We start from the raw sequence: 17,519 nt of genomic DNA, 5'->3' as shown, positions 1-17,519 counted from the left end.
CTCACGGGCTAGAGTTTGACGATAATACCTTCATCCGGCGCTACCCGTCCCTCACAGACATCCGGATAAACGCCGGCCAGTCCATCGAGCCCTTCAACATCTTTGAGTCGCAGCCAGCTGCGGCACTTGAGGGTCGTTTCGCGCATGAACGTCGACGACCTGCTGGCAAATCCTGCCGGCCCCCATTCTTTCATTCGCTTCTGGATATGACCCGGCGCAAAGAAAAACTCGCTACGCTGTTTGTTCACACCTTCACCGGGTGCAGCTTCATCCCAGTGAGTCAGACCGACATTGATGCAGAACATCATGTTGTCGTCCAAACGGGAGTGCAGGCGACCCAGAACCTCGCCATTGCCCGACATATCGACGATCACAGTCGGCACATCCGCATCTATGGCGGCGAGATCGTCATAGCTGACACACTGCCGGTACAACCCTAGCTTGCCGACAAAATCGAGATTGCGCTCTGATGTCACAGCAATCACTGGTGGCGCATCAGGGTCAGCATCCAGCGCATAGGCAAGACCGATGCTGGTCTTGCTTGAGGCGCTCAGAATGACGACCTGACGGGCGCCATACCAATCCTTTTCCTGCAATGCATCCCACAGACAGAATGACGTGATATGCAACGGCCACAGCAACATACGCTCATTGTCCATGCTGCTGTCATAGCCCGGCTCTGCCGCCACCCGGCTGTAGCTGTTATAGCCCGGAGGTAATGTCGAGCGGTGAGGCGCGCCGTCAATCAAGCGCTGTTCGGATACGCCTACAGGCAACATCTTCAGGTAACTCGCCGGCGGAAAATAACCGAATAATCGCTCGCCAACCGGAATACCCTCTGCCCTGGACTCCACGACATCGGCAAAGCCCCAAACGGGGATAACGCCCCAGTCTGTCGTGTTTTCACCCGACGGCGGGAAAAACTGCCAGTACCCCAACTGATCACCGGCAGCAGCATAGGTAATGTTGTTGGCGGTAAATGAAAAGCGATCAATTTTGACCACCACTTCACCCTCAACAATCGCCGGTATCTGCTCCGTTTCGGGTGTCTCAATCAGCCGGTTTGTCAGAAAATGGTCTTTGCGTATTTGAAACTCAGGCATATCGGATTCCCCTTGAAGACTAACCTAGCTCAGCCATAAAGCGATGAAGCTTGGCTACCGCCGGCATCGCGTTGTTTTTCATGCGTTTGATGATCGCCTGTTTTTCAACGTCATCCTTGCTGGCATCCCGGATCATGCGGCTCATACCATCCAGCCGATTCTCCGTCAGCCACTGGCGCAGGGCTTTGTCCTGTGACCACTGGTACTGATTCATCATCAGACCGGCCATCATCTTGATCCAGTCGGTATCGTGATTCGGTAGCGGCACAACATGACACAGCTGATTCTTTTTCGCTTCCCCTTCATAGCTGGCCTCAACGTGGGCAATAAACGCAGCACTGAACACGGGCTGATAGGAGCGCACGGTTTGTGGCGTGATAACATCACCGGCGAATACGGGCTTCACTTCAAGGTTGGTGATGGCACTTGCCGAGCAGTCAATATGAACCTGGCCAGTGTCGGTCGGCACGCGCCCCTGCTCAAGGATAATGGTGTCCTTTTCCAGGCGCTCAACCCGACCGAGCCGGATAACATTCCGGATTCGCCGCAACTCGTTCAACTCCTGCCGGCTCACCGTTGCCCCATGAAACATGGAAGGCCGCACCTCGGGATCCAGCCGCAGCAATACGCCAGCCGCCTCCAGGTTATCAAACAGGCCCGTAATAGATTCCGCCTTTGCAAGGGCCTCAAACTGGGCTGCCATTGAGCCAATGGTCGAGGCAAAGAAATCGTCGGTCGGCTGGGTATTCTGTCGATCCAGCAACCAGGCATCCCGCGAAACAATCCAGCGGATATGATCAGGATCGACTCTGTTTTCGAGCAACCAAAGGCAGGCATCAATACCCGTTTTACCGCCACCGATGACCACGTATCCGGACGGCGGCCTATTTATTTTGGGCAGATCATTCAGCGGCATAAAGCGCACGCCGTCTGCGATTGAAAATCCCGGCTTATGCGTGGATGGCACGGATGTTTTCAGATAGGTTGCATCTACGGTTTTCCTGTTCACCGACACCTGCCAGGACTCACCCGTCAGCATCGAAACAAACCGCCCCTCGCCCTGATACTCGCACATGGGAAAATACTGTACCCGGCCTGACGGCAAAAACTGATGGCGCATCACGTCATCATAATAAGCGCAGACCTCAGCGCCGGAGGCCAGGTCGTTGAGCCCCTTGTTCAAACCCACTTCATCCCGCAGGCCCTTGCTCAACTCTTTTGAACTCACACCATAGTAGGCGGAAGGCTGATGCAGGGTGACAAAAGGGTAAGCGACGTTCCAGTGGCCACCCGGTTTCTGATACTTGTCGACAATAATGATGGTGGCATCTGTTTCAGTCAGTAGCGTATCGGCAAACGCCATACCGACGGCCCCGCTGCCCACAATCAGATAATCCGCTTCCAGCATCTGCTCTTTCATACCCTTCCCCCCTGTTTTGCGCCATAACAGTGTTATATGCCATGAGAATATAACATTGTTATGCTGCGTCAAGTACAATAGTGAAATGAACGATGCAAAAGCCAATATCCTCGCCGCTGCCTCCGCACTCTTTCTCGAAGGAGGCACCCGGGCGCTCAGTGTTCGCGAAATCGCCAAACGGGGCGGTGTTTCGACTATCGGGATCTATAGCTACTTTCAAGGTAAGCAGGGGATTCTGGATGCGCTTTACATCGAGGGGTTTCAATCGGTATCGCGGGCAATGGACGTGGAGACAGAGGGCCGGCCCCCGCGGGAAGCCGTGCTCGAAGCCTCACAGAACTATCTGGATAATGCGGAGCGCTACGAGGCCTACTACAGCCTGATTTTCAGCGAACTTGACGGCAGCTATATGCCATCAGCCGAGGCCCGGGATGCCGGCGAGCACGCCTTTAACCAGCTGACCCGGCTTGTCGGGTCGCTGCTGCCAGCGTCAGCGACTCAAGCGGAAAAACAGGATGCGGCGATTCAGATCTGGTCTGTGGTGCATGGCTTCGTCAGCCTGAAGAATCATGCGGTTTCATTGCTGGCCGATATGTCAGCGTGGAAGCAACGCGCCATGAGGACAATTGAAACCCTGGTTGATTCGATCGAACAGTCTGGCTCAAACCGCTGACCGGCGAACGTCAGGCGTCTATTTCCATCCGCAAACCCGAGACTTACCTGACAAAGGCTGTCGGTTTCTCAAGCTCGGTGAAACCATCGGTAATGGTTTCGATTTTCTGTTCCAGTAACGCCTGAGCGTCGTACAGACCCCGGTTATAGAAATAGACACCCACTTCATCGCCAATAAAATCGAGCAGGAATTCAGCATCAAATTGTCTGATCTCCTGATCCAGCGACTGCTCAAAATAATCTTTCAGCTTTTGTACCAGCAGTGCCTTTTCGTCTTTTGTAAACGCTATAACCGACATACTCACGCCCCTTTCCAGACCAACGCCAGACCAACGTTACTTCGGCGCCTCGTATTGCCCCATCATCAATCGATACCCTGTCGTTTGGTGATATGCGCGCAGTGCGTTATCAAACTCATCGACGAATGACTGAGGCACATCCAGGGCAAAAGCCAGATAAACCGGGCCGCCGCTAACGAGCTGATCTGACGTCGCCAGCTGCGACGCGATCCCCCGTTGCCGCGCTTCATACCAGCCCACTTCGCGGTTCACGATAAACGCGTCTACCCGGCCACGCATCAGAAGTTCAAGCCCGGCCGCTACATTGGGCGCCGCAATCCGCTCAAAACCGGACGCCTCGCTAATCTCTCTGGAGTAACTGTAGCCGGCCGAAAGCCCTACCGTCATGCCATTAAGGCTTTCAACACCCTCGAACTGGACCGGATGGTCTGCCCGCGAGAAAATCACAGTTTCACTCAGCAGCAGCGGCTCGCTTGGAAAGCGCATCACCGCGTCACGCTCCGGCGATCGACCCGCCGCCAGCACCGCATCACGCTGTCCCCGCTCCACCAGGTAAAGTGCCCGGCGCCAGGGAACGAACTCCAGTGTCACCTCAACATCCATCTGCGCCAGTACTGCGATTGTCATCTCCCAGATCAGACCACCGGACACGCCATCATTGACCTTGATCAGCGGTGGCCAGGCTTCGGTCACGATACGAAGGGTCTGCGCCGAGGCTGCTGACCCCAGACTGCACAACAGGAGAATGCAGCCACCGATACATAATCGAGTAAGACGTACTGCCGCTTTCATCTTCGCTCCATTACCAGCCGCCCGTCTCCGGTCGTCGCCTGTCAGAGTGCGATCTTCAGAATTCGCTCAGGCTTTGCCTGTGGCCTTGTCAGACCCGCTATAAGCCACCTGCGCATAGTTAACCGCTGCCACCAGCATGATGCCACCTACCATATTCCCCAGCAGGGTGGGCGTAAAAAACAGCGTGAAGAATTCTGTCATGCTGAAATCACCCTGGAACACGCCATAAAGGGCCGCCACCGACCCCGCCACAATATGGGGAAAGTGCGCCAGCCCGATGACGTAGGTCACCAGAATAATCACACCTACCCGGGCTGTTTCGGCAAAGGGCATCAGCCACAACATCAGGGCCACCAGCCAACCCGCAAAAATCGCCCGCACAAACATGGTGCCGAATGGAAACTCATACTCCCGGGCCGCAATGGCACTGAGGGCGTCGTTAATCTTCGGATCAAGTACATCAAAATATGACAACGCGATGGCAAAGATTGCCGTTCCGATCATATTACACAGCAACACCACCAGCCACAGCTTGAGCGTGCCTGCCACCGTCACCCACTTGCGAACCCGCAATACCTCGAGCACCGGTGTCAGCGTGTTTTCGGTAAACAGTTGCTGGCGACCAAGAATGACAAACAGAAAGCCGATGGAATAACCAAAGCTGCTGATAATCGGTCGCCAGGTCGCCTCAGGGGTGTAGCTGTATAGCAACGCCTGAGCCACCAGCGAGAACCCCATCGACAACCCGGCCGCCAGCGCAGACCAGCCCAGCCCCACCAGCGGTCGGCTCAGCTCGGACTCGGCTTCCCTGCGGATAGCCTCGTAAACTACCGCAGCACTTGGCGCCTCACGCTGGCGCGCATCCCGTTTCTCATTCGAGTTGAGATCATTTTCCCGGGGCGTTTTCTCTGTCATGGCGATGTCCGTTTGAAGTTTTCTATCAGGTGGCCCGTTCGGCCTTCACTTGGCACAGGTTATGCCGTACCTGCGCATCATGGCTAGCAAAGGCTGCGACGCATGCCGATGTCACACTATCGAATCATGACAGGTCGAAACGCTATTTGAGCAGTCTATGAGTGCGATAGCTACGAAATAGCCACATTGGGTTGTGACTTTAACTGGTTAATTTCTATACTGTTAAAAACGCCGTCCGAAGATGAGGTTCCGGGCGGGGAGTCGGCTAAAGATCGACACTGCAGGGAGAGTACGAATGGCTTACCAGAACAGTCCATCGAGCGACGATGCTCCGACGGCAGATCTGCCAGGGTCTCGTCAAAGTAACGCGCTATCCATTCCCCTTTCGGAGCATGATGTCAGCAGGGCATCCAATGCCTTCGAGCGCATGTTACTGCGCAAGCTGCTCAAGCTTGCCGGAAGTCCGCCCTTGCGGTTTGAACTCTGGGATGGCGCTTCGGTCAAGCTGGAAAATCAGCTGACGCAGTTCACGCTCACCCTGCGTGATCCCAAGGCCCTGATGCAACTGCTGGCGAATCCCAATCTCGCCTTTGGCGACCTTTACAGCAGTGGCAGGCTGGAAGTAACAGGTGATCTGCCAGAACTGATGATACTGCTTTATCGCTCAACACATAGCGCACGCGATAACTGGCCACGCTGGCTGGAACGGCTGTGGGCCAATCATGCACCCCGCTCCACCGGCCTTAGCGAAGCCCGTGAGAACATTCACCACCACTATGATCTCGGGAATGAGTTTTACCAGATGTGGCTCGACACCGAAGCCATGCAATATACCTGCGCCTACTATGAGTCCGATGACCTGACGCTGGAGCAGGCCCAGCTCGCCAAACTCGAGCACGTCTGCCGAAAGCTCCGCCTGAAGCCGGGCCAAACAGTAGTCGAAGCAGGTTGCGGCTGGGGCGGGCTGGCGCGTTATATGGCGCGTCATTACGGCGTTAAAGTGCACGCCTACAACATTTCCCGGGAGCAACTGGCCTACGCCCGTGCCGAAGCCAAGCGCCAGCAGCTTGATCACCTGATTGACTATATCGAAGACGACTACCGCAACATCAGCGGCCAGTACGATGCCTTTGTGTCCGTCGGTATGCTGGAGCACGTGGGCAAGAGCCATTACGCCGACATGTCTGACGTTATCAGTCGTGCACTGAAGCCTGAAGGTTTGGCACTACTGCACAGTATTGGCCGCAACCGGCCGATGCAGATGAATGCCTGGATTGAGAAACGCATCTTCCCCGGCGCCTACCCCCCCAGCATCGCCGAGTTCATGACCCTGTGTGAAAATGGCGGCTTCTCAGTGCTGGATGTCGAAAACCTGCGATTGCATTACGCCCACACCCTCGAAGACTGGCTTAAACGCTTCGAAGCCCACAGCGCTGAGGTATCCGCGATGTATGACGAACACTTTACCCGGGCGTGGCGGATGTATCTGGCGGGCTCCATCGCTGCTTTTCACGCCAGTTCACTGCAGCTGTTTCAGGTGGTGTTTGCTCACGGCGAGAACAACAGTGTCCCGCGTAACCGCAAACACCTCTACGACAAGCCGGCCGCACCGGAGGCGCTGTGACATGCAACAGACTGACAATCACTATGATCTGATTATCGTTGGCGGTGGACCGGCGGGGGCTACACTGGCCTGGGGGCTCAGAAACAGCGGCAAACGGATTCTGATTATCGACAAGGCACGCTTTCCGAGAGACAAAACCTGCGCCGGCTGGGTTACACCCGCAGTGATCGAGAGTCTCGGCCTTGATATCGAGGACTATCGCAAAGACCGGATACTGCAACCGATCACCGGCTTTCGTATTGGCATGATGGGCCAACCCGCCGTGGACAATAACCATGGTACGGCGCCTGTCAGCTACGGCATTCGCCGTTGCGAGTTTGACGACTACTTGCTCAGCCGGGTTGACGTGGACAAGGTGCTCGACACCCCGGTGAAAACCATAACCCGTGATGGCGATAACTGGACGATCAACGGGCAATGGCAAGCCCCGCTGCTGGTGGGCGCCGGCGGGCATTTCTGCCCGGTTGCGCGCGAGCTCGGCGAAGGCCCCGGCTCTCACGAAACCGCCGTCACCGCCAAGGAAATTGAATTTGAAATGACCGATGCCCAGGCCTCTCTCTGCCGGGCTCAGGGCGAGCAACCGGAGTTGTGGTTCTGCCGTGATCTGAAAGGTTATGCCTGGGTATTCCGCAAAGGCAATTTCCTCAACATCGGACTGGGCCGCGAAGACAACCACAAGCTCAGCGACCATCTCAATGCTTTTGTCGACGACATGAAACAACAGGGCCGGATTCCTGACGATCTTCCAGGCCGATTCAAGGGTCACGCTTATCTGCTCTATGCCCACGCCGACCGGCAGTTGGTGGACGATGGCATTATGCTGATCGGCGATGCCGCCGGGCTCGCCTACACCCAGAGCGGCGAAGGTATCCGCCCGGCCATAGAATCCGCACTGCTGGCTGCCGGGACGATTCGTCGGGCACCGGACTTCAGCGCCCAGAATCTCCAGCGCTACGGCGAGGCCATTGCAGACAGGTTTGGCCGCAGGGCTCTTGATCATGGTAACGGCTGGCAGCTACCCGATTGGGTCAAATCCTCAGTTGCCAGCGGCCTGATGCGCTCACACTGGTTTACCCGCAAAGTGGTCACTGAAAAGTGGTTTCTGCATACCGATGTGCCGGCGCTAAAAGCCGCGGTGTGATCCGGGCACTGAATCAACAGGAATTGAACGGAAAAGGCGCTTCCCGGCTCCTTTTCCGTATCAACGACTTAAGCACAGATACTCGCGCGTTCCACCGCAGTTCTATTCTGTCGCCGTATCGGCTTCGCCAGCCAGCTCGGTGACCGCAATGCGGTAGAGAGTGGTTGAACCGCTGACTTCGTTCCCCACCGCCAGCAATGGCTCTCCCGTCGGGCTTTTATCAGCGGCGATGAAGTACAAACCTTCCGGCCCCAGATCCCCTGCCATATCGCTCAGCAGATCAGTTTCGCTGGCGCCGAAATCACGGTTGTTGATGTATTGAACAAAGACCGGGGAGACGGGATCGGTGATGTCATACACCATAATGCCACCAACCCGTTCAAGACCGATGAACGCAAACGTCTGGTCTTCGATCTGCCCTAATACCAGCCCTTCCGGTTCAGGCCCCTTGTCGTCGGAGCGACTGTCAAAGCTGTCGTTTTCGTCGTTGGTGCTGTTGAAGTTATCGGGAATTTTTTCGGCAGTAATGCGCTCGAAATCCGATCCACTGTCAAAAACCTGGGCACCATCATCCGACCAGATGGAAAATGACCGGGCGCCATAGGCATACAGTGTGTCGTATTCGCAGTCCGCTTCGATATCGGTTGTCACCGATGAGGGGTCACACCCGTTACTGACTCCCAGTGTCGCCGTGACACGCAAGCGACCCAATTCATGATCTTCCTGCAAATCGGGTAAGGCGGCAAAGCTGCCTGCTTTGAGTGTCAGATCCTTGACCCGAAACTCTTCTGTAAAGCCGTCGTAATCGCGGGAATCGCCTTCATTGGCAGTCACATAGTAGGTCTTGCCCGCTACGCTGTAGCTGTAGATTGAATCTGGCTGGTACATCCCCAGCACAGGCCAGTTCGCAATATGAATGGCACCGTCCTTGTCTGAGGCGTTCAGGTCACGGTCACTCGGATCCAGCTCATTGCCGGCCAGCATATGATCCTTGTAGCCCAGCGGCAGAACCTGTGTGATGGTATCGGTCGCCAGATCCAGCACGGCTACCGCGTTATTCTCCTGCAGGGTCACCCAGGCTTTAGAGCCGTCTGGCGCGACCGCGATATACTCCGGTTCAAAGTCTTCAGCCGCACTGGCGCCCGGTCCGAAGATCCGGATGCCGTTAGCACGCAACTGCGTCTCCTGACCGTTGTATGCCGTAAAGTCAGCCGTTTTTACCGTGGCACCTGCAACACCGGCAGACAGATCAATCACGCTGACGGAGCCTTGCGGATCAACCGTGTAGTCGGAATTGGGCTCACCTTCATTGGCCACCAGCACCTTGTTGCCATCCGGCGTAAAGACCACCATATCCGGCAGCGCGCCCACTTCAACTTCGCCCACTTTCTGCAGGTCTGTGAGGTTATAAAAAACGACCTTGCCGTTGGCCTGCTTGACGTTAGCTTCGATGGCGACCGCAACCAGATTACCCTGCACCGCAACGCTGTTTGCCGAGCCACCCTCAATGCTTGCATCAATGGTGCTCATTTTTGACAGTGCGGCGGGATCTTTCATGTCCAGCACATCGACGGACACATTCGCGGCATTAATCACAAACAGTCGATGATTGACCGGATCGTACGAGACAATCTCCGCAGCCGAATCTCCACCCGCGACCAGCCCTGTGCGATAGCTGCTCAGCACTGACAGCTCGATACCCACCGAACGGTGTGCTTCAGTCGCGGGCAAAGTTGAATCACCGCCCGGAGCATCGTCGCTACTGTCATTACAAGCGGTCAGAGCAAAAGTTGCAGCGGCAATTGCCAGGGAAAATAACGTCCGTTTCATCATTACGATAATGCCTCGTCTGAAAGAAGGTAAGCGCCAACAAAGTGCTCACAGGACGCTATAGACGACAGGTTTCAGTATCGTGACAACCAAGTGACACACAGACAAAACGTGACACGGACAATTAAAAAAGCCACCGCCGGGCGCCCGGGGTGGCTTTTATGTGTTTCAGTGCTCAGGAGTCGCTCAACAGAAGCCCAAATTGCTTATCACTGCCGAGCGGCTATCACCCTTGAGACGTTACTCGCCGAGGTAACTGCGATACATCCAGACAGTTTTTTCCTGCTGGGAGATGTAATCGCTCATCAGCGCTACCGTCCCCTCATCCTGGGCCTCTCCAGCTGTGTTCAGAATTTCCCGCTGCTTCTTGATCAGCTTGGCAAAACTTTCGACGATATGCTGCACAGCAGTCTTGCCGTCGCTGACGTCCTTCCGCTCTTCCACATCAGAGCGCTCAATGTAAGTGCTGTAGGCGTGAGCAGGGCGATGGCCCAGTGTCAGGATGCGCTCAGCCACTTCGTCAATTTTCAGCAGCAAGTCGTCATACTGTTCTTCAAACTTCACATGCAGCTCGAAAAAATTGGAGCCCTTGATGTTCCAGTGATAACCGCGAACATTCATGTAAAAAATCTGGTAGTTCGCCAGAAGATCGTTGAGATCATTCGCCAATTGCTGTGTTTTGGCGGTGTCCAGGCCAATCAGATTGGTGCTCATACGTTTACTCCTTTAGACGCTCACCGATAAGTGAACTTTAAATTATCTTGAAGGAAATCTTAGGATTAACAGCGATAAAAACATAATTTATTGTCAACATAATTCCAATAGCAAAACCCTATCCTGAGACCGTGCCATCCAGACTTTTGTAAATAGCCTGAAGCTATAGATTTAAAACAATCAATGAATTTAAAAATGATTCTCATTCACTATCTAATGGCTCTCAAGGTTTAACCGCAATCCGCGACCGCTATCATCATTCATCCGGGGAGTCTCATGAGCGTATTAAGTCACTTTATCCATAACCACGGCAATGGGATGGATCAATCGCTACTGAAAACGATCACATTCGCCATTACCCACTTTACGGTCGCGTTTACTGTCGCATACCTGCTCACCGGCGACATCATTGTGGGTAGTTTGATAGCAATGGTTGAACCAGCCATTAACACCGTCGCCTATTTCTTCCACGAGAAACTGTGGTCACGCCAAGCCCGTCGGACACAAGCTTCCACTGGCATAGCCACCGAAAACAGCTCATTTCAGAGGCGATCTGACTGCGCCTGAACAGCTTAACCAACCTCCTGCCGAGCAGCCCGGCGCTCGGGCAGGACGGCCATTTCGGCGTGGTAACTCGCCTCTGCCTGCACTCTCACCATTTTAAGATCCACCCTCGCCCTGCATCAGTCTGTTGTCATAGTTGACACACCTATCAGTCTTAATGATAATCGTTCGCATTATTGTTAGCATTTATTAACAGGATCCCCCTATGTTGTTACCTGGCTTGCAGTGGCGCCCGGGATTAATTGCGCTGGTGGCAGGAGCAGGCTTCGTGCCGCTTGTCAGTAGTGCGGCAGACGCAAAGCCTGAGAACCCCTCAATGCTGTCGCGCCTGTATCTTGATGAGGTCGTGGTCACGGGAACACGAACCCCACGAACCGTCAGTGATACTCCGGTACGCACCGAGGTCGTCACACAGGAAGAAATCGAGAACACCCACGCTCGCGATCTCAAAGACGCCCTTGAAAATGTCCAGGGCTTGCAACTGCGCCAGATCCACGGCAAATCCGGTTACGAGGTCTGGATGCAGGGTGTTAATGCCGACCGAGTGCTGATCCTGATTGACGGCCTACCCGTCACCGCCACCACCGGCTCTTCAGTTGACGTCACCCAGATCGCCACTCTCGACATTGAGCGCATCGAAATCGTCAAGGGCGCGGTTTCGGCACAATACGGCAGCTCTGCAATGGGCGGTGTCGTCAACGTTATTACCCGACCGATTCCCGAGGGCGCCCACGGCAAGCTGACGATTGACGGTGGCAGCTACGGGGATCAAAACCCCAGTGGAGAGCGCTATGACTTTTCCCGCCGCAACGCCCAGGCGGGCCTTAGTCTTGGAAACGAACAACTCCGCTGGCGGATAGCCGCTTCCAGGCGGGAGACCGACGGCATTGATCCCGAACCAGACACCTGGGCGCGGCCCGGAGATGCCGTTGAGCACACCGACGTGTCCAACCGCCTGGAATGGCTGCCGTCTGATGCTCACCGGCTTTACGCTCAGGTCGGCCTGTTCCGCGAAGATATCGTGTCCCACTACTTGCTGGACCGTCCCGGTGCCCCGGTTAACGCTGGTAAAGACGAAACCGTCGATCGCTGGCGAGCATCTATCGGGGGGCGTCATCAACCTGCTGATGGCCCTGAATGGCATTGGGATCTGATGCACGAGAATCTGGACGACGTCACCGACAAGTACACGGCGGGCAGTCGGTTCGACTATCGCGATGCCAACGTCACGCTTTCGCAGGCCTCCGGCTGGACCGGCCTTGACCTGACCGAGACACACTACCTGCAGGTGGGAGCGGACTATCGCCGCAACGGGCTTGAACAAACACTGGATGGAGCCTCCGAACTGGATGGTCCCGGCAAGTTCAGTCAGAACAGCAAGGAAATCTGGCTGCAGGATACCTGGATGCCGAGCGATCGCTGGGAAATCGTGCCCGGGGTCCGCTACCAGCATGACTCGGATTTCGGCGACCACGTCGCACCGAAAATCAACGCACGCTACGGACTGTACAGTTCGCCGGACGTCGATATTTACCTTCGTGGCGGTTGGGGATCAGGCTATCGGGTGCCCAACCTGAAAGAACGCCACTACCTGTTCGACCATAGCCAACTCGGTTATATCGTAAACGGTACGCCAGACCTGCAGCCGGAAGAGTCCGACAGCTACCAGTTCGGCGGCGGGCTACGTTATCGCAATATCGCCTGGGTCGAGGTCAACGGCTTCTATAACGATTTCGACCAGTTGATTCAGACCGAACTGAATGCCGCGGCCACGGCTGCCCGTAATGACGGCATACAGGTTTACCAATACGCCAACGTTGAAAAAGCCCGCACCCAGGGCGCGGAACTAACCGTGGGCTGGCAATTCCGCGAGGGCTGGAAAGTCACCGCCGGCTACACCTACCTCGAAGCCGAAGATCTCACCAACAACCAACCGCTGACCCGCCGCCCCCGACATGACGTGCGCGCAGGCTTTGACGGACTCACCCCTTTGCCCGGGCTGAGTTGGCTGGTGCGCATTCGCAGCCAGAGCGACGAGACCGTGGACGCGGCAACCAACGCCGTATCGCCGGGATTCACAACCTACGACTTCAAACTGAATCAGGACATTACCGATTCGATGCGACTGTTTGGTGGCGTCAACAACGTCACTGACGAGCAGCGCAATTTCGATAACGCCAGTGATTTCGGCCCGGTATCCGGACGCTATATCTATGCCGGTATTGAGGTTGGGTTCGGCACTAACACCCGTGACTAATAACGAAAACCAAGAGGAACTGACATGCAGATGACAACAACACCCCTGGCACTCGCGATCGCACTCGCCCTGCTTTCGGGCTGCGGCGGCGGAGGCAGTGATAATAAGATCAGCGGTTCAGACGACTCATCCGGCGGCGATGACACATCAGGCGTTACCAGCAAAACCATTGATGCTTCAGACAGCAGCCGATACGTTTACCTGAATCTCGATACCGGCCAAATGATCGACATGACTGCCGCGGAAGCAGCGGCATCAACCGCCTGGCACCTGGCATTCAGTCGCACCAACATTCAGCTGAACGGTGGTGCTTCCGGGCCGGGCAATGTTGTGGGCGCCGTGGGCGCAGACCAAGCGGATTTCTATGACGCCAGCGGCAACCCAAACGCCAGCGTTTTTCTGAACGCCACCGCTAACAGCGAACTGGAACATCTTCTGGCCGCCATGAATGAGCCTTCAAGCTGGACCGGAGATGCACTGACCAGCCTGTTCGGCAGCGATTGGTACGTTTACGACTTCACCAACGGCAACATCACCGAAAATGCAGATAACGGCTTTCTGTTGCGCTCGGCAGAGGGCGACAGCTATGCCCGGGTCCGGACCACTGACTTCGACTTCCCGACACGCTCAGGCGATGGCATCAGGAATTTCGAGTTCAGCTTGAATGTACAGGCCGCCGGCACCGTTCAGTTTGCAGGCCCCACACTGACCTTCACAGGTTCCATTCCAGCCACTGGTGGCTTGGCCTGTTTTGACTTTGACACAGATACCACCGTTGACTGTGAAACGTCAGACGTATGGGATCTGCAGATCGGATTTCAGGGTCGGGATATTATCCTGCGCAGCAACAGCGGCCCGTCCGGTGACGGAAACGGCGGTGTATTCGGCCCCTTTGAATGGTCCGACCTTTCAACCTACACCAGTGCCACCAGCGATCCCGACAGCAACAACATCAGTGCCCGCTATACCGCAGATGCCAGCAGCGGCATTTTCACCACCTCATCCTGGTATGCCTACGACCTGCAAGGCGCCCACCAGTTGTGGCCGAACTACCGTGTCTACCTGATTGATGCCGACAGCACTGATGCACAGGCACCCGTCTATGCACTCCAGGTTACCAGCTATTACGGCGCAAGCGGCGGCAGCGGCCAGCCTACTATTCGCTGGACAACTGCCGACCTGACCGCCACGACAACACCTTGATGGAGCCATGGAATATGACAACCTCTATTGCTGAACCGGTTGCGAACCCTAGCCATAGCGATCTGAAACAGCGCTGGCAGGCATTGCGCGAAGCCCAGCCGAACCTGCGCATCCGGAACGCGGCGAATCAGCTCGGTGTGTCCGAGCTGGCGCTGGTACTGCTGCGTGAAGACGACAATGTGCAGGCTCTGAAGCCCGCGTTTTCAAGCTTGCTCGAAGCCATGGATTCGGTTGGCGAAGTGATGATTCTCAGCCGCAACGACGCCGTCGTCCATGAAGTGACGGGCACTTTCAAAGAGTTCCGAACGGCCGGTTCCGGCACAATGGGGCTGGCGCTGGGTGCCATCGACGTCCGCGTGTTCTTCGGCCAGTGGCATCACGGTTTCAGGGTGCGCGAAGAAGTCCGTTCCGGCCTGCGTGAGAGCTTGCAGTTCTTCGATGCCCACGGTCAGGCTATCCAGAAGATCTACCGCACCGACGCCACGGATACTGAAGCATGGAACGCACTGGTTTCGGACTTTCTGGCGGATAAGTCCACTGAACCGCTGGATCTGTTGCCCGCTCGCAAGCCACTGGAACGCGTTGATCCAGGGACTATTGACGGTGAATCCCTGCGTCAGGATTGGGCGTCGCTGAAAGACGTTCATCATTTCAATGCTTTGCTGAAGCGCCACAAGGTCGATCGCCTGACCGCACTGGAGCTTATCGGACCAACTTACGCTACACGCCTTGGATCTGCTGGCACAGTGGGTTCCTCGCCACTGGATCTGCTGTTTGAACAGGTTCGGGAAAGCCAATGTTCGCTGATGATCTTCGTTGGCAATCCCGGCATTGTGCAGATCTACTCCGGACCGATTCAGAAAGTCGTGCCAACGGGCGAATGGCTGAACATTCTCGATCCGAAGTTCAACCTGCACGTCAATATCCCGTCCATAACCGACTGGTGGTGCGCCCGCCGACCCAGCACAGATGGGATCGTCACATCGGTGGAAGGTTATAGCGCCACCGGTGAACTCGTACTTACGGTATTCGGTGAGCGTAAGCCCGGTCAGGTTGAAAACGAAGGCTGGCGGGAAGAATGCAGAAAGCTGGAGCGTGCGCTATGCCCCTGATCAGCACCGCCCTGACAGCGGTTTTCGGTGTGCTGCTCTCTCTGGTGGCGGCTTCAGCCGCTGCACAGGAGCGCATCGTAAGTGCCGATGGCGCTATTACCGAAATCATATTCGCGCTTGATGCGGATGATCAGCTGGCTGGAGTGGATACCACCAGCCACTATCCACCGGATGGTGTTGCCGCGCTGCCAAAGGTGGGCTACCTGCGTGCTCTGCCGCTGGAGGGCGTATTGTCACTGCAGCCAACTCGACTGATCACCACGACCGAAGCCGGTCCGGCTAAAACAATCGAGCGTATTCGTGATGCCGGCGTGCAGGTCGTGCAACTCCCGGTTGCGCTCTCCGCCGATTCGGCGCTGGAGCGCATCACCAACGTCGGTCAGCTTGTGCATAGAGAAGCAGCATCGGAGAAACTGGTCGCCACCCTGCGTGACCAGATCGACCAGGTGAAACTGCAAATGCACGGCAAATCGGGCGCTCGAGTCCTGTTCCTGCTCGCAGCCGGAGACCACGGCGTCATGCTGGCCGGCACCGGCACATCCGCTGATGCGCTGCTGACATCGCTAGGGCTCGTCAATGCGGTCCCCGAAGCCAGTGGCTACAAGCCCGCAAGCCGCGAAGCGTTACTGGTTTCAAACCCGGATGCGATCGTGGTTGCCGAAGCACGACCGGGCCAGTTCCGGGAACAGGACTGGCCTGCGCTTACCCGGTTACCGGCATGGCAAAACGGCCACAGGCTGACCACCAATGCGATGTTCCTGCTGGGATTCGGGCCGAGGCTGGCTGATGCCATGAAAGCGGTTGCGAACATCGTACCCGCTGGCGAGACCACGGCCGATGCCCGCTGAAGCCCGCCGCCTGGCGCCAAAAACAGGCTACTTTGCGCTACTGATCGCCCTTGTCGCCGCTGGTGGGTTTGCGCTCACCAGCGGCGCCTACCCGGTAGCGCTGGACGATATCCTGCGCCTGTTCACCGGAGCAGAAGCGGCCGATGCCACCACGAGTCTGGTGCTCTGGGACATCCGCATGCCAAGGCTGGTGCTGGGCTTGCTTACCGGCGCGGTGCTCGCAGTTGCTGGCGCACTGTTGCAGGGATTGTTCCGTAACCCGCTAGCCGATCCCGGCCTGATCGGGGTCTCAAGTGGTGCCGCTCTTGCCGCCGTCGCTGTGATTGTTCTCGGCGGCACAGGACTGGCCGGCTGGAGCGCACTGACCGGCCGCTGGGCGCTGCCGTTTGCCGCCTTTCTGGGTGGCGCGGCAACCACTTTGCTGGCGTGGCGAATTGCCAGACGACAGGGCCAGACCAGTGTTGCCCTGTTACTGCTGGCGGGTATTGCGATCAATGCCGTCGCCGGCGCCGGTACCGGCGTTTTGACCTTTTATGCTGATGACAACGCACTCCGTTCGCTAACGTTCTGGACCATGGGCAGCCTCGCCCACGCCAGCTGGGATGACGTCTGGATATCCGCTCCCTTTATGCTGCTGACTCTGATCGCGGCGCCACTACTGGCCCGACCACTGGACGCTTTTCTGTTGGGCGAGCCGGTCGCAGGGCATCTTGGTTATTCGACAGACTGGGTCAAACGCGGCGTGATTCTGCTGGTGGCACTGGGCGTTGGCGCTGCGGTTGCGGTATCCGGCCTGATCGGCTTCGTAGGTCTGGTGGTGCCCCACTTCCTGCGGCAACTGCTGGGCGCAGGCCATCGCGCCCTGTTGCCCTCCTGTGCGCTGGCCGGTGCAACACTGCTGGTCGCGGCAGATTGCCTTGCCCGCATAGTCGTCGCCCCCGCCGAATTGCCGATCGGACTGGTAATGGCCCTGCTGGGCGGGCCGGTATTCCTGATTCTGCTGATGCGGAACCGGTTCGTCTGAG

Annotated in this window: 16 protein-coding genes; 9 read left to right on the top strand and 7 right to left on the bottom strand. The window is 56.5% G+C overall.

Annotated elements, in window-relative coordinates; genetic code table 11:
• Positions 1-8: 8 nt before the first annotated feature.
• A complete protein-coding gene (locus tag ACUN9X_RS04570) occupies positions 9-1,103 on the bottom strand; it encodes a DUF2855 family protein (RefSeq protein ID WP_445472331.1) in 1,095 nt (364 codons plus the stop codon).
• A 19-nt stretch (positions 1,104-1,122) separates the two neighbouring features.
• The gene (locus ACUN9X_RS04565; protein ID WP_445472330.1) at positions 1,123-2,523 is read right to left on the bottom strand and encodes an NAD(P)/FAD-dependent oxidoreductase; all 1,401 of its coding nucleotides are present in this window, start codon (positions 2,521-2,523) and stop codon (positions 1,123-1,125) included.
• An 85-nt stretch (positions 2,524-2,608) separates the two neighbouring features.
• On the opposite strand from ACUN9X_RS04565, the gene ACUN9X_RS04560 reads away from it, so the two are divergent.
• The gene (locus ACUN9X_RS04560; protein ID WP_260038493.1) at positions 2,609-3,196 is read left to right on the top strand and encodes a TetR/AcrR family transcriptional regulator; all 588 of its coding nucleotides are present in this window, start codon (positions 2,609-2,611) and stop codon (positions 3,194-3,196) included.
• A gap of 43 nt (positions 3,197-3,239) precedes the next feature.
• Here the strand turns inward: ACUN9X_RS04560 and ACUN9X_RS04555 are convergent, their stop codons facing one another.
• The 3 genes from ACUN9X_RS04555 to ACUN9X_RS04545 all read right to left on the bottom strand — a co-directional run bounded on the left by ACUN9X_RS04555 (position 3,240) and on the right by ACUN9X_RS04545 (position 5,201).
• Entirely contained in the window at positions 3,240-3,494 is a 255-nt protein-coding gene (locus ACUN9X_RS04555) for a DUF2164 domain-containing protein (protein ID WP_260038494.1), read from the bottom strand.
• Between the two features lie 36 nt (positions 3,495-3,530).
• Positions 3,531-4,286, bottom strand: coding sequence for a substrate-binding periplasmic protein (locus ACUN9X_RS04550; RefSeq protein ID WP_445472329.1), 756 nt, complete (start codon positions 4,284-4,286; stop codon positions 3,531-3,533).
• 66 nt (positions 4,287-4,352) lie between these two features.
• On the bottom strand, positions 4,353-5,201 hold the full coding sequence (locus ACUN9X_RS04545) for a formate/nitrite transporter family protein (protein WP_260038496.1): 849 nt from the start codon (positions 5,199-5,201) through the stop codon (positions 4,353-4,355).
• 295 nt (positions 5,202-5,496) lie between these two features.
• On the opposite strand from ACUN9X_RS04545, the gene ACUN9X_RS04540 reads away from it, so the two are divergent.
• Together ACUN9X_RS04540 and ACUN9X_RS04535 are read left to right on the top strand one after the other, a co-directional pair.
• Positions 5,497-6,825, top strand: coding sequence for an SAM-dependent methyltransferase (locus ACUN9X_RS04540; RefSeq protein ID WP_260038497.1), 1,329 nt, complete (start codon positions 5,497-5,499; stop codon positions 6,823-6,825).
• Between the two features lies 1 nt (position 6,826).
• Complete coding sequence (locus ACUN9X_RS04535; RefSeq protein WP_445472328.1) at positions 6,827-7,966, top strand: NAD(P)/FAD-dependent oxidoreductase; 1,140 nt, start codon at positions 6,827-6,829, stop codon at positions 7,964-7,966.
• Positions 7,967-8,068: 102 nt separating this feature from the next.
• Here the strand turns inward: ACUN9X_RS04535 and ACUN9X_RS04530 are convergent, their stop codons facing one another.
• A complete protein-coding gene (locus tag ACUN9X_RS04530; RefSeq protein WP_445472327.1) occupies positions 8,069-9,799 on the bottom strand; it encodes a choice-of-anchor I family protein in 1,731 nt (576 codons plus the stop codon).
• Positions 9,800-10,036: 237 nt separating this feature from the next.
• Positions 10,037-10,510, bottom strand: a complete 474-nt coding sequence (locus ACUN9X_RS04525; RefSeq protein ID WP_445472326.1) for a Dps family protein — start codon at positions 10,508-10,510, stop codon at positions 10,037-10,039.
• A 276-nt stretch (positions 10,511-10,786) separates the two neighbouring features.
• On the opposite strand from ACUN9X_RS04525, the gene ACUN9X_RS04520 reads away from it, so the two are divergent.
• The 6 genes from ACUN9X_RS04520 (at position 10,787) to ACUN9X_RS04495 (ending at position 17,518) form a co-directional block, all read left to right on the top strand.
• Complete coding sequence (locus ACUN9X_RS04520) at positions 10,787-11,077, top strand: DUF2061 domain-containing protein (RefSeq protein WP_260038501.1); 291 nt, start codon at positions 10,787-10,789, stop codon at positions 11,075-11,077.
• Between the two features lie 202 nt (positions 11,078-11,279).
• Positions 11,280-13,331 carry a TonB-dependent receptor plug domain-containing protein gene (locus ACUN9X_RS04515; protein WP_445472325.1) on the top strand — a complete coding sequence of 684 codons (2,052 nt, stop codon included), beginning with the start codon at positions 11,280-11,282 and terminating at the stop codon, positions 13,329-13,331.
• Between the two features lie 24 nt (positions 13,332-13,355).
• On the top strand, positions 13,356-14,534 hold the full coding sequence (locus tag ACUN9X_RS04510; RefSeq protein WP_445472324.1) for an HmuY family protein: 1,179 nt from the start codon (positions 13,356-13,358) through the stop codon (positions 14,532-14,534).
• A gap of 14 nt (positions 14,535-14,548) precedes the next feature.
• Complete coding sequence (locus tag ACUN9X_RS04505) at positions 14,549-15,646, top strand: hemin-degrading factor (protein ID WP_445472323.1); 1,098 nt, start codon at positions 14,549-14,551, stop codon at positions 15,644-15,646.
• Positions 15,637-16,494 carry a heme/hemin ABC transporter substrate-binding protein gene (locus tag ACUN9X_RS04500; RefSeq protein WP_445472322.1) on the top strand — a complete coding sequence of 286 codons (858 nt, stop codon included), beginning with the start codon at positions 15,637-15,639 and terminating at the stop codon, positions 16,492-16,494. The genes ACUN9X_RS04505 and ACUN9X_RS04500 overlap by 10 nt, the downstream gene beginning before the upstream one ends.
• Positions 16,484-17,518 carry a FecCD family ABC transporter permease gene (locus ACUN9X_RS04495; protein ID WP_445472321.1) on the top strand — a complete coding sequence of 345 codons (1,035 nt, stop codon included), beginning with the start codon at positions 16,484-16,486 and terminating at the stop codon, positions 17,516-17,518. Before ACUN9X_RS04500 ends, ACUN9X_RS04495 begins: the two co-directional genes overlap by 11 nt.
• Position 17,519: the final 1 nt, after the last annotated feature.

The organism is Marinobacter sp. V032, from assembly GCF_052645435.1.
The sequence above is the reverse complement of the archived record's forward strand: the minus strand, read 5'-3'. Positions and strand labels throughout refer to the sequence as shown.

Coding starts and splice junctions, on each gene's coding strand:
- ACUN9X_RS04495 (WP_445472321.1), top strand. CDS start 16,484: ATGCCCGCTGAAGCCCGCCGCCTGGCGCCAAAAACAGGCTACTTTGCG.
- ACUN9X_RS04500 (WP_445472322.1), top strand. CDS start 15,637: ATGCCCCTGATCAGCACCGCCCTGACAGCGGTTTTCGGTGTGCTGCTC.
- ACUN9X_RS04530 (WP_445472327.1), bottom strand. CDS start 9,799: ATGATGAAACGGACGTTATTTTCCCTGGCAATTGCCGCTGCAACTTTT.
- ACUN9X_RS04535 (WP_445472328.1), top strand. CDS start 6,827: ATGCAACAGACTGACAATCACTATGATCTGATTATCGTTGGCGGTGGA.
- ACUN9X_RS04525 (WP_445472326.1), bottom strand. CDS start 10,510: ATGAGCACCAATCTGATTGGCCTGGACACCGCCAAAACACAGCAATTG.
- ACUN9X_RS04545 (WP_260038496.1), bottom strand. CDS start 5,201: ATGACAGAGAAAACGCCCCGGGAAAATGATCTCAACTCGAATGAGAAA.
- ACUN9X_RS04555 (WP_260038494.1), bottom strand. CDS start 3,494: ATGTCGGTTATAGCGTTTACAAAAGACGAAAAGGCACTGCTGGTACAA.
- ACUN9X_RS04520 (WP_260038501.1), top strand. CDS start 10,787: ATGAGCGTATTAAGTCACTTTATCCATAACCACGGCAATGGGATGGAT.
- ACUN9X_RS04560 (WP_260038493.1), top strand. CDS start 2,609: ATGAACGATGCAAAAGCCAATATCCTCGCCGCTGCCTCCGCACTCTTT.
- ACUN9X_RS04515 (WP_445472325.1), top strand. CDS start 11,280: ATGTTGTTACCTGGCTTGCAGTGGCGCCCGGGATTAATTGCGCTGGTG.
- ACUN9X_RS04565 (WP_445472330.1), bottom strand. CDS start 2,523: ATGAAAGAGCAGATGCTGGAAGCGGATTATCTGATTGTGGGCAGCGGG.
- ACUN9X_RS04550 (WP_445472329.1), bottom strand. CDS start 4,286: ATGAAAGCGGCAGTACGTCTTACTCGATTATGTATCGGTGGCTGCATT.
- ACUN9X_RS04510 (WP_445472324.1), top strand. CDS start 13,356: ATGCAGATGACAACAACACCCCTGGCACTCGCGATCGCACTCGCCCTG.
- ACUN9X_RS04505 (WP_445472323.1), top strand. CDS start 14,549: ATGACAACCTCTATTGCTGAACCGGTTGCGAACCCTAGCCATAGCGAT.
- ACUN9X_RS04570 (WP_445472331.1), bottom strand. CDS start 1,103: ATGCCTGAGTTTCAAATACGCAAAGACCATTTTCTGACAAACCGGCTG.
- ACUN9X_RS04540 (WP_260038497.1), top strand. CDS start 5,497: ATGGCTTACCAGAACAGTCCATCGAGCGACGATGCTCCGACGGCAGAT.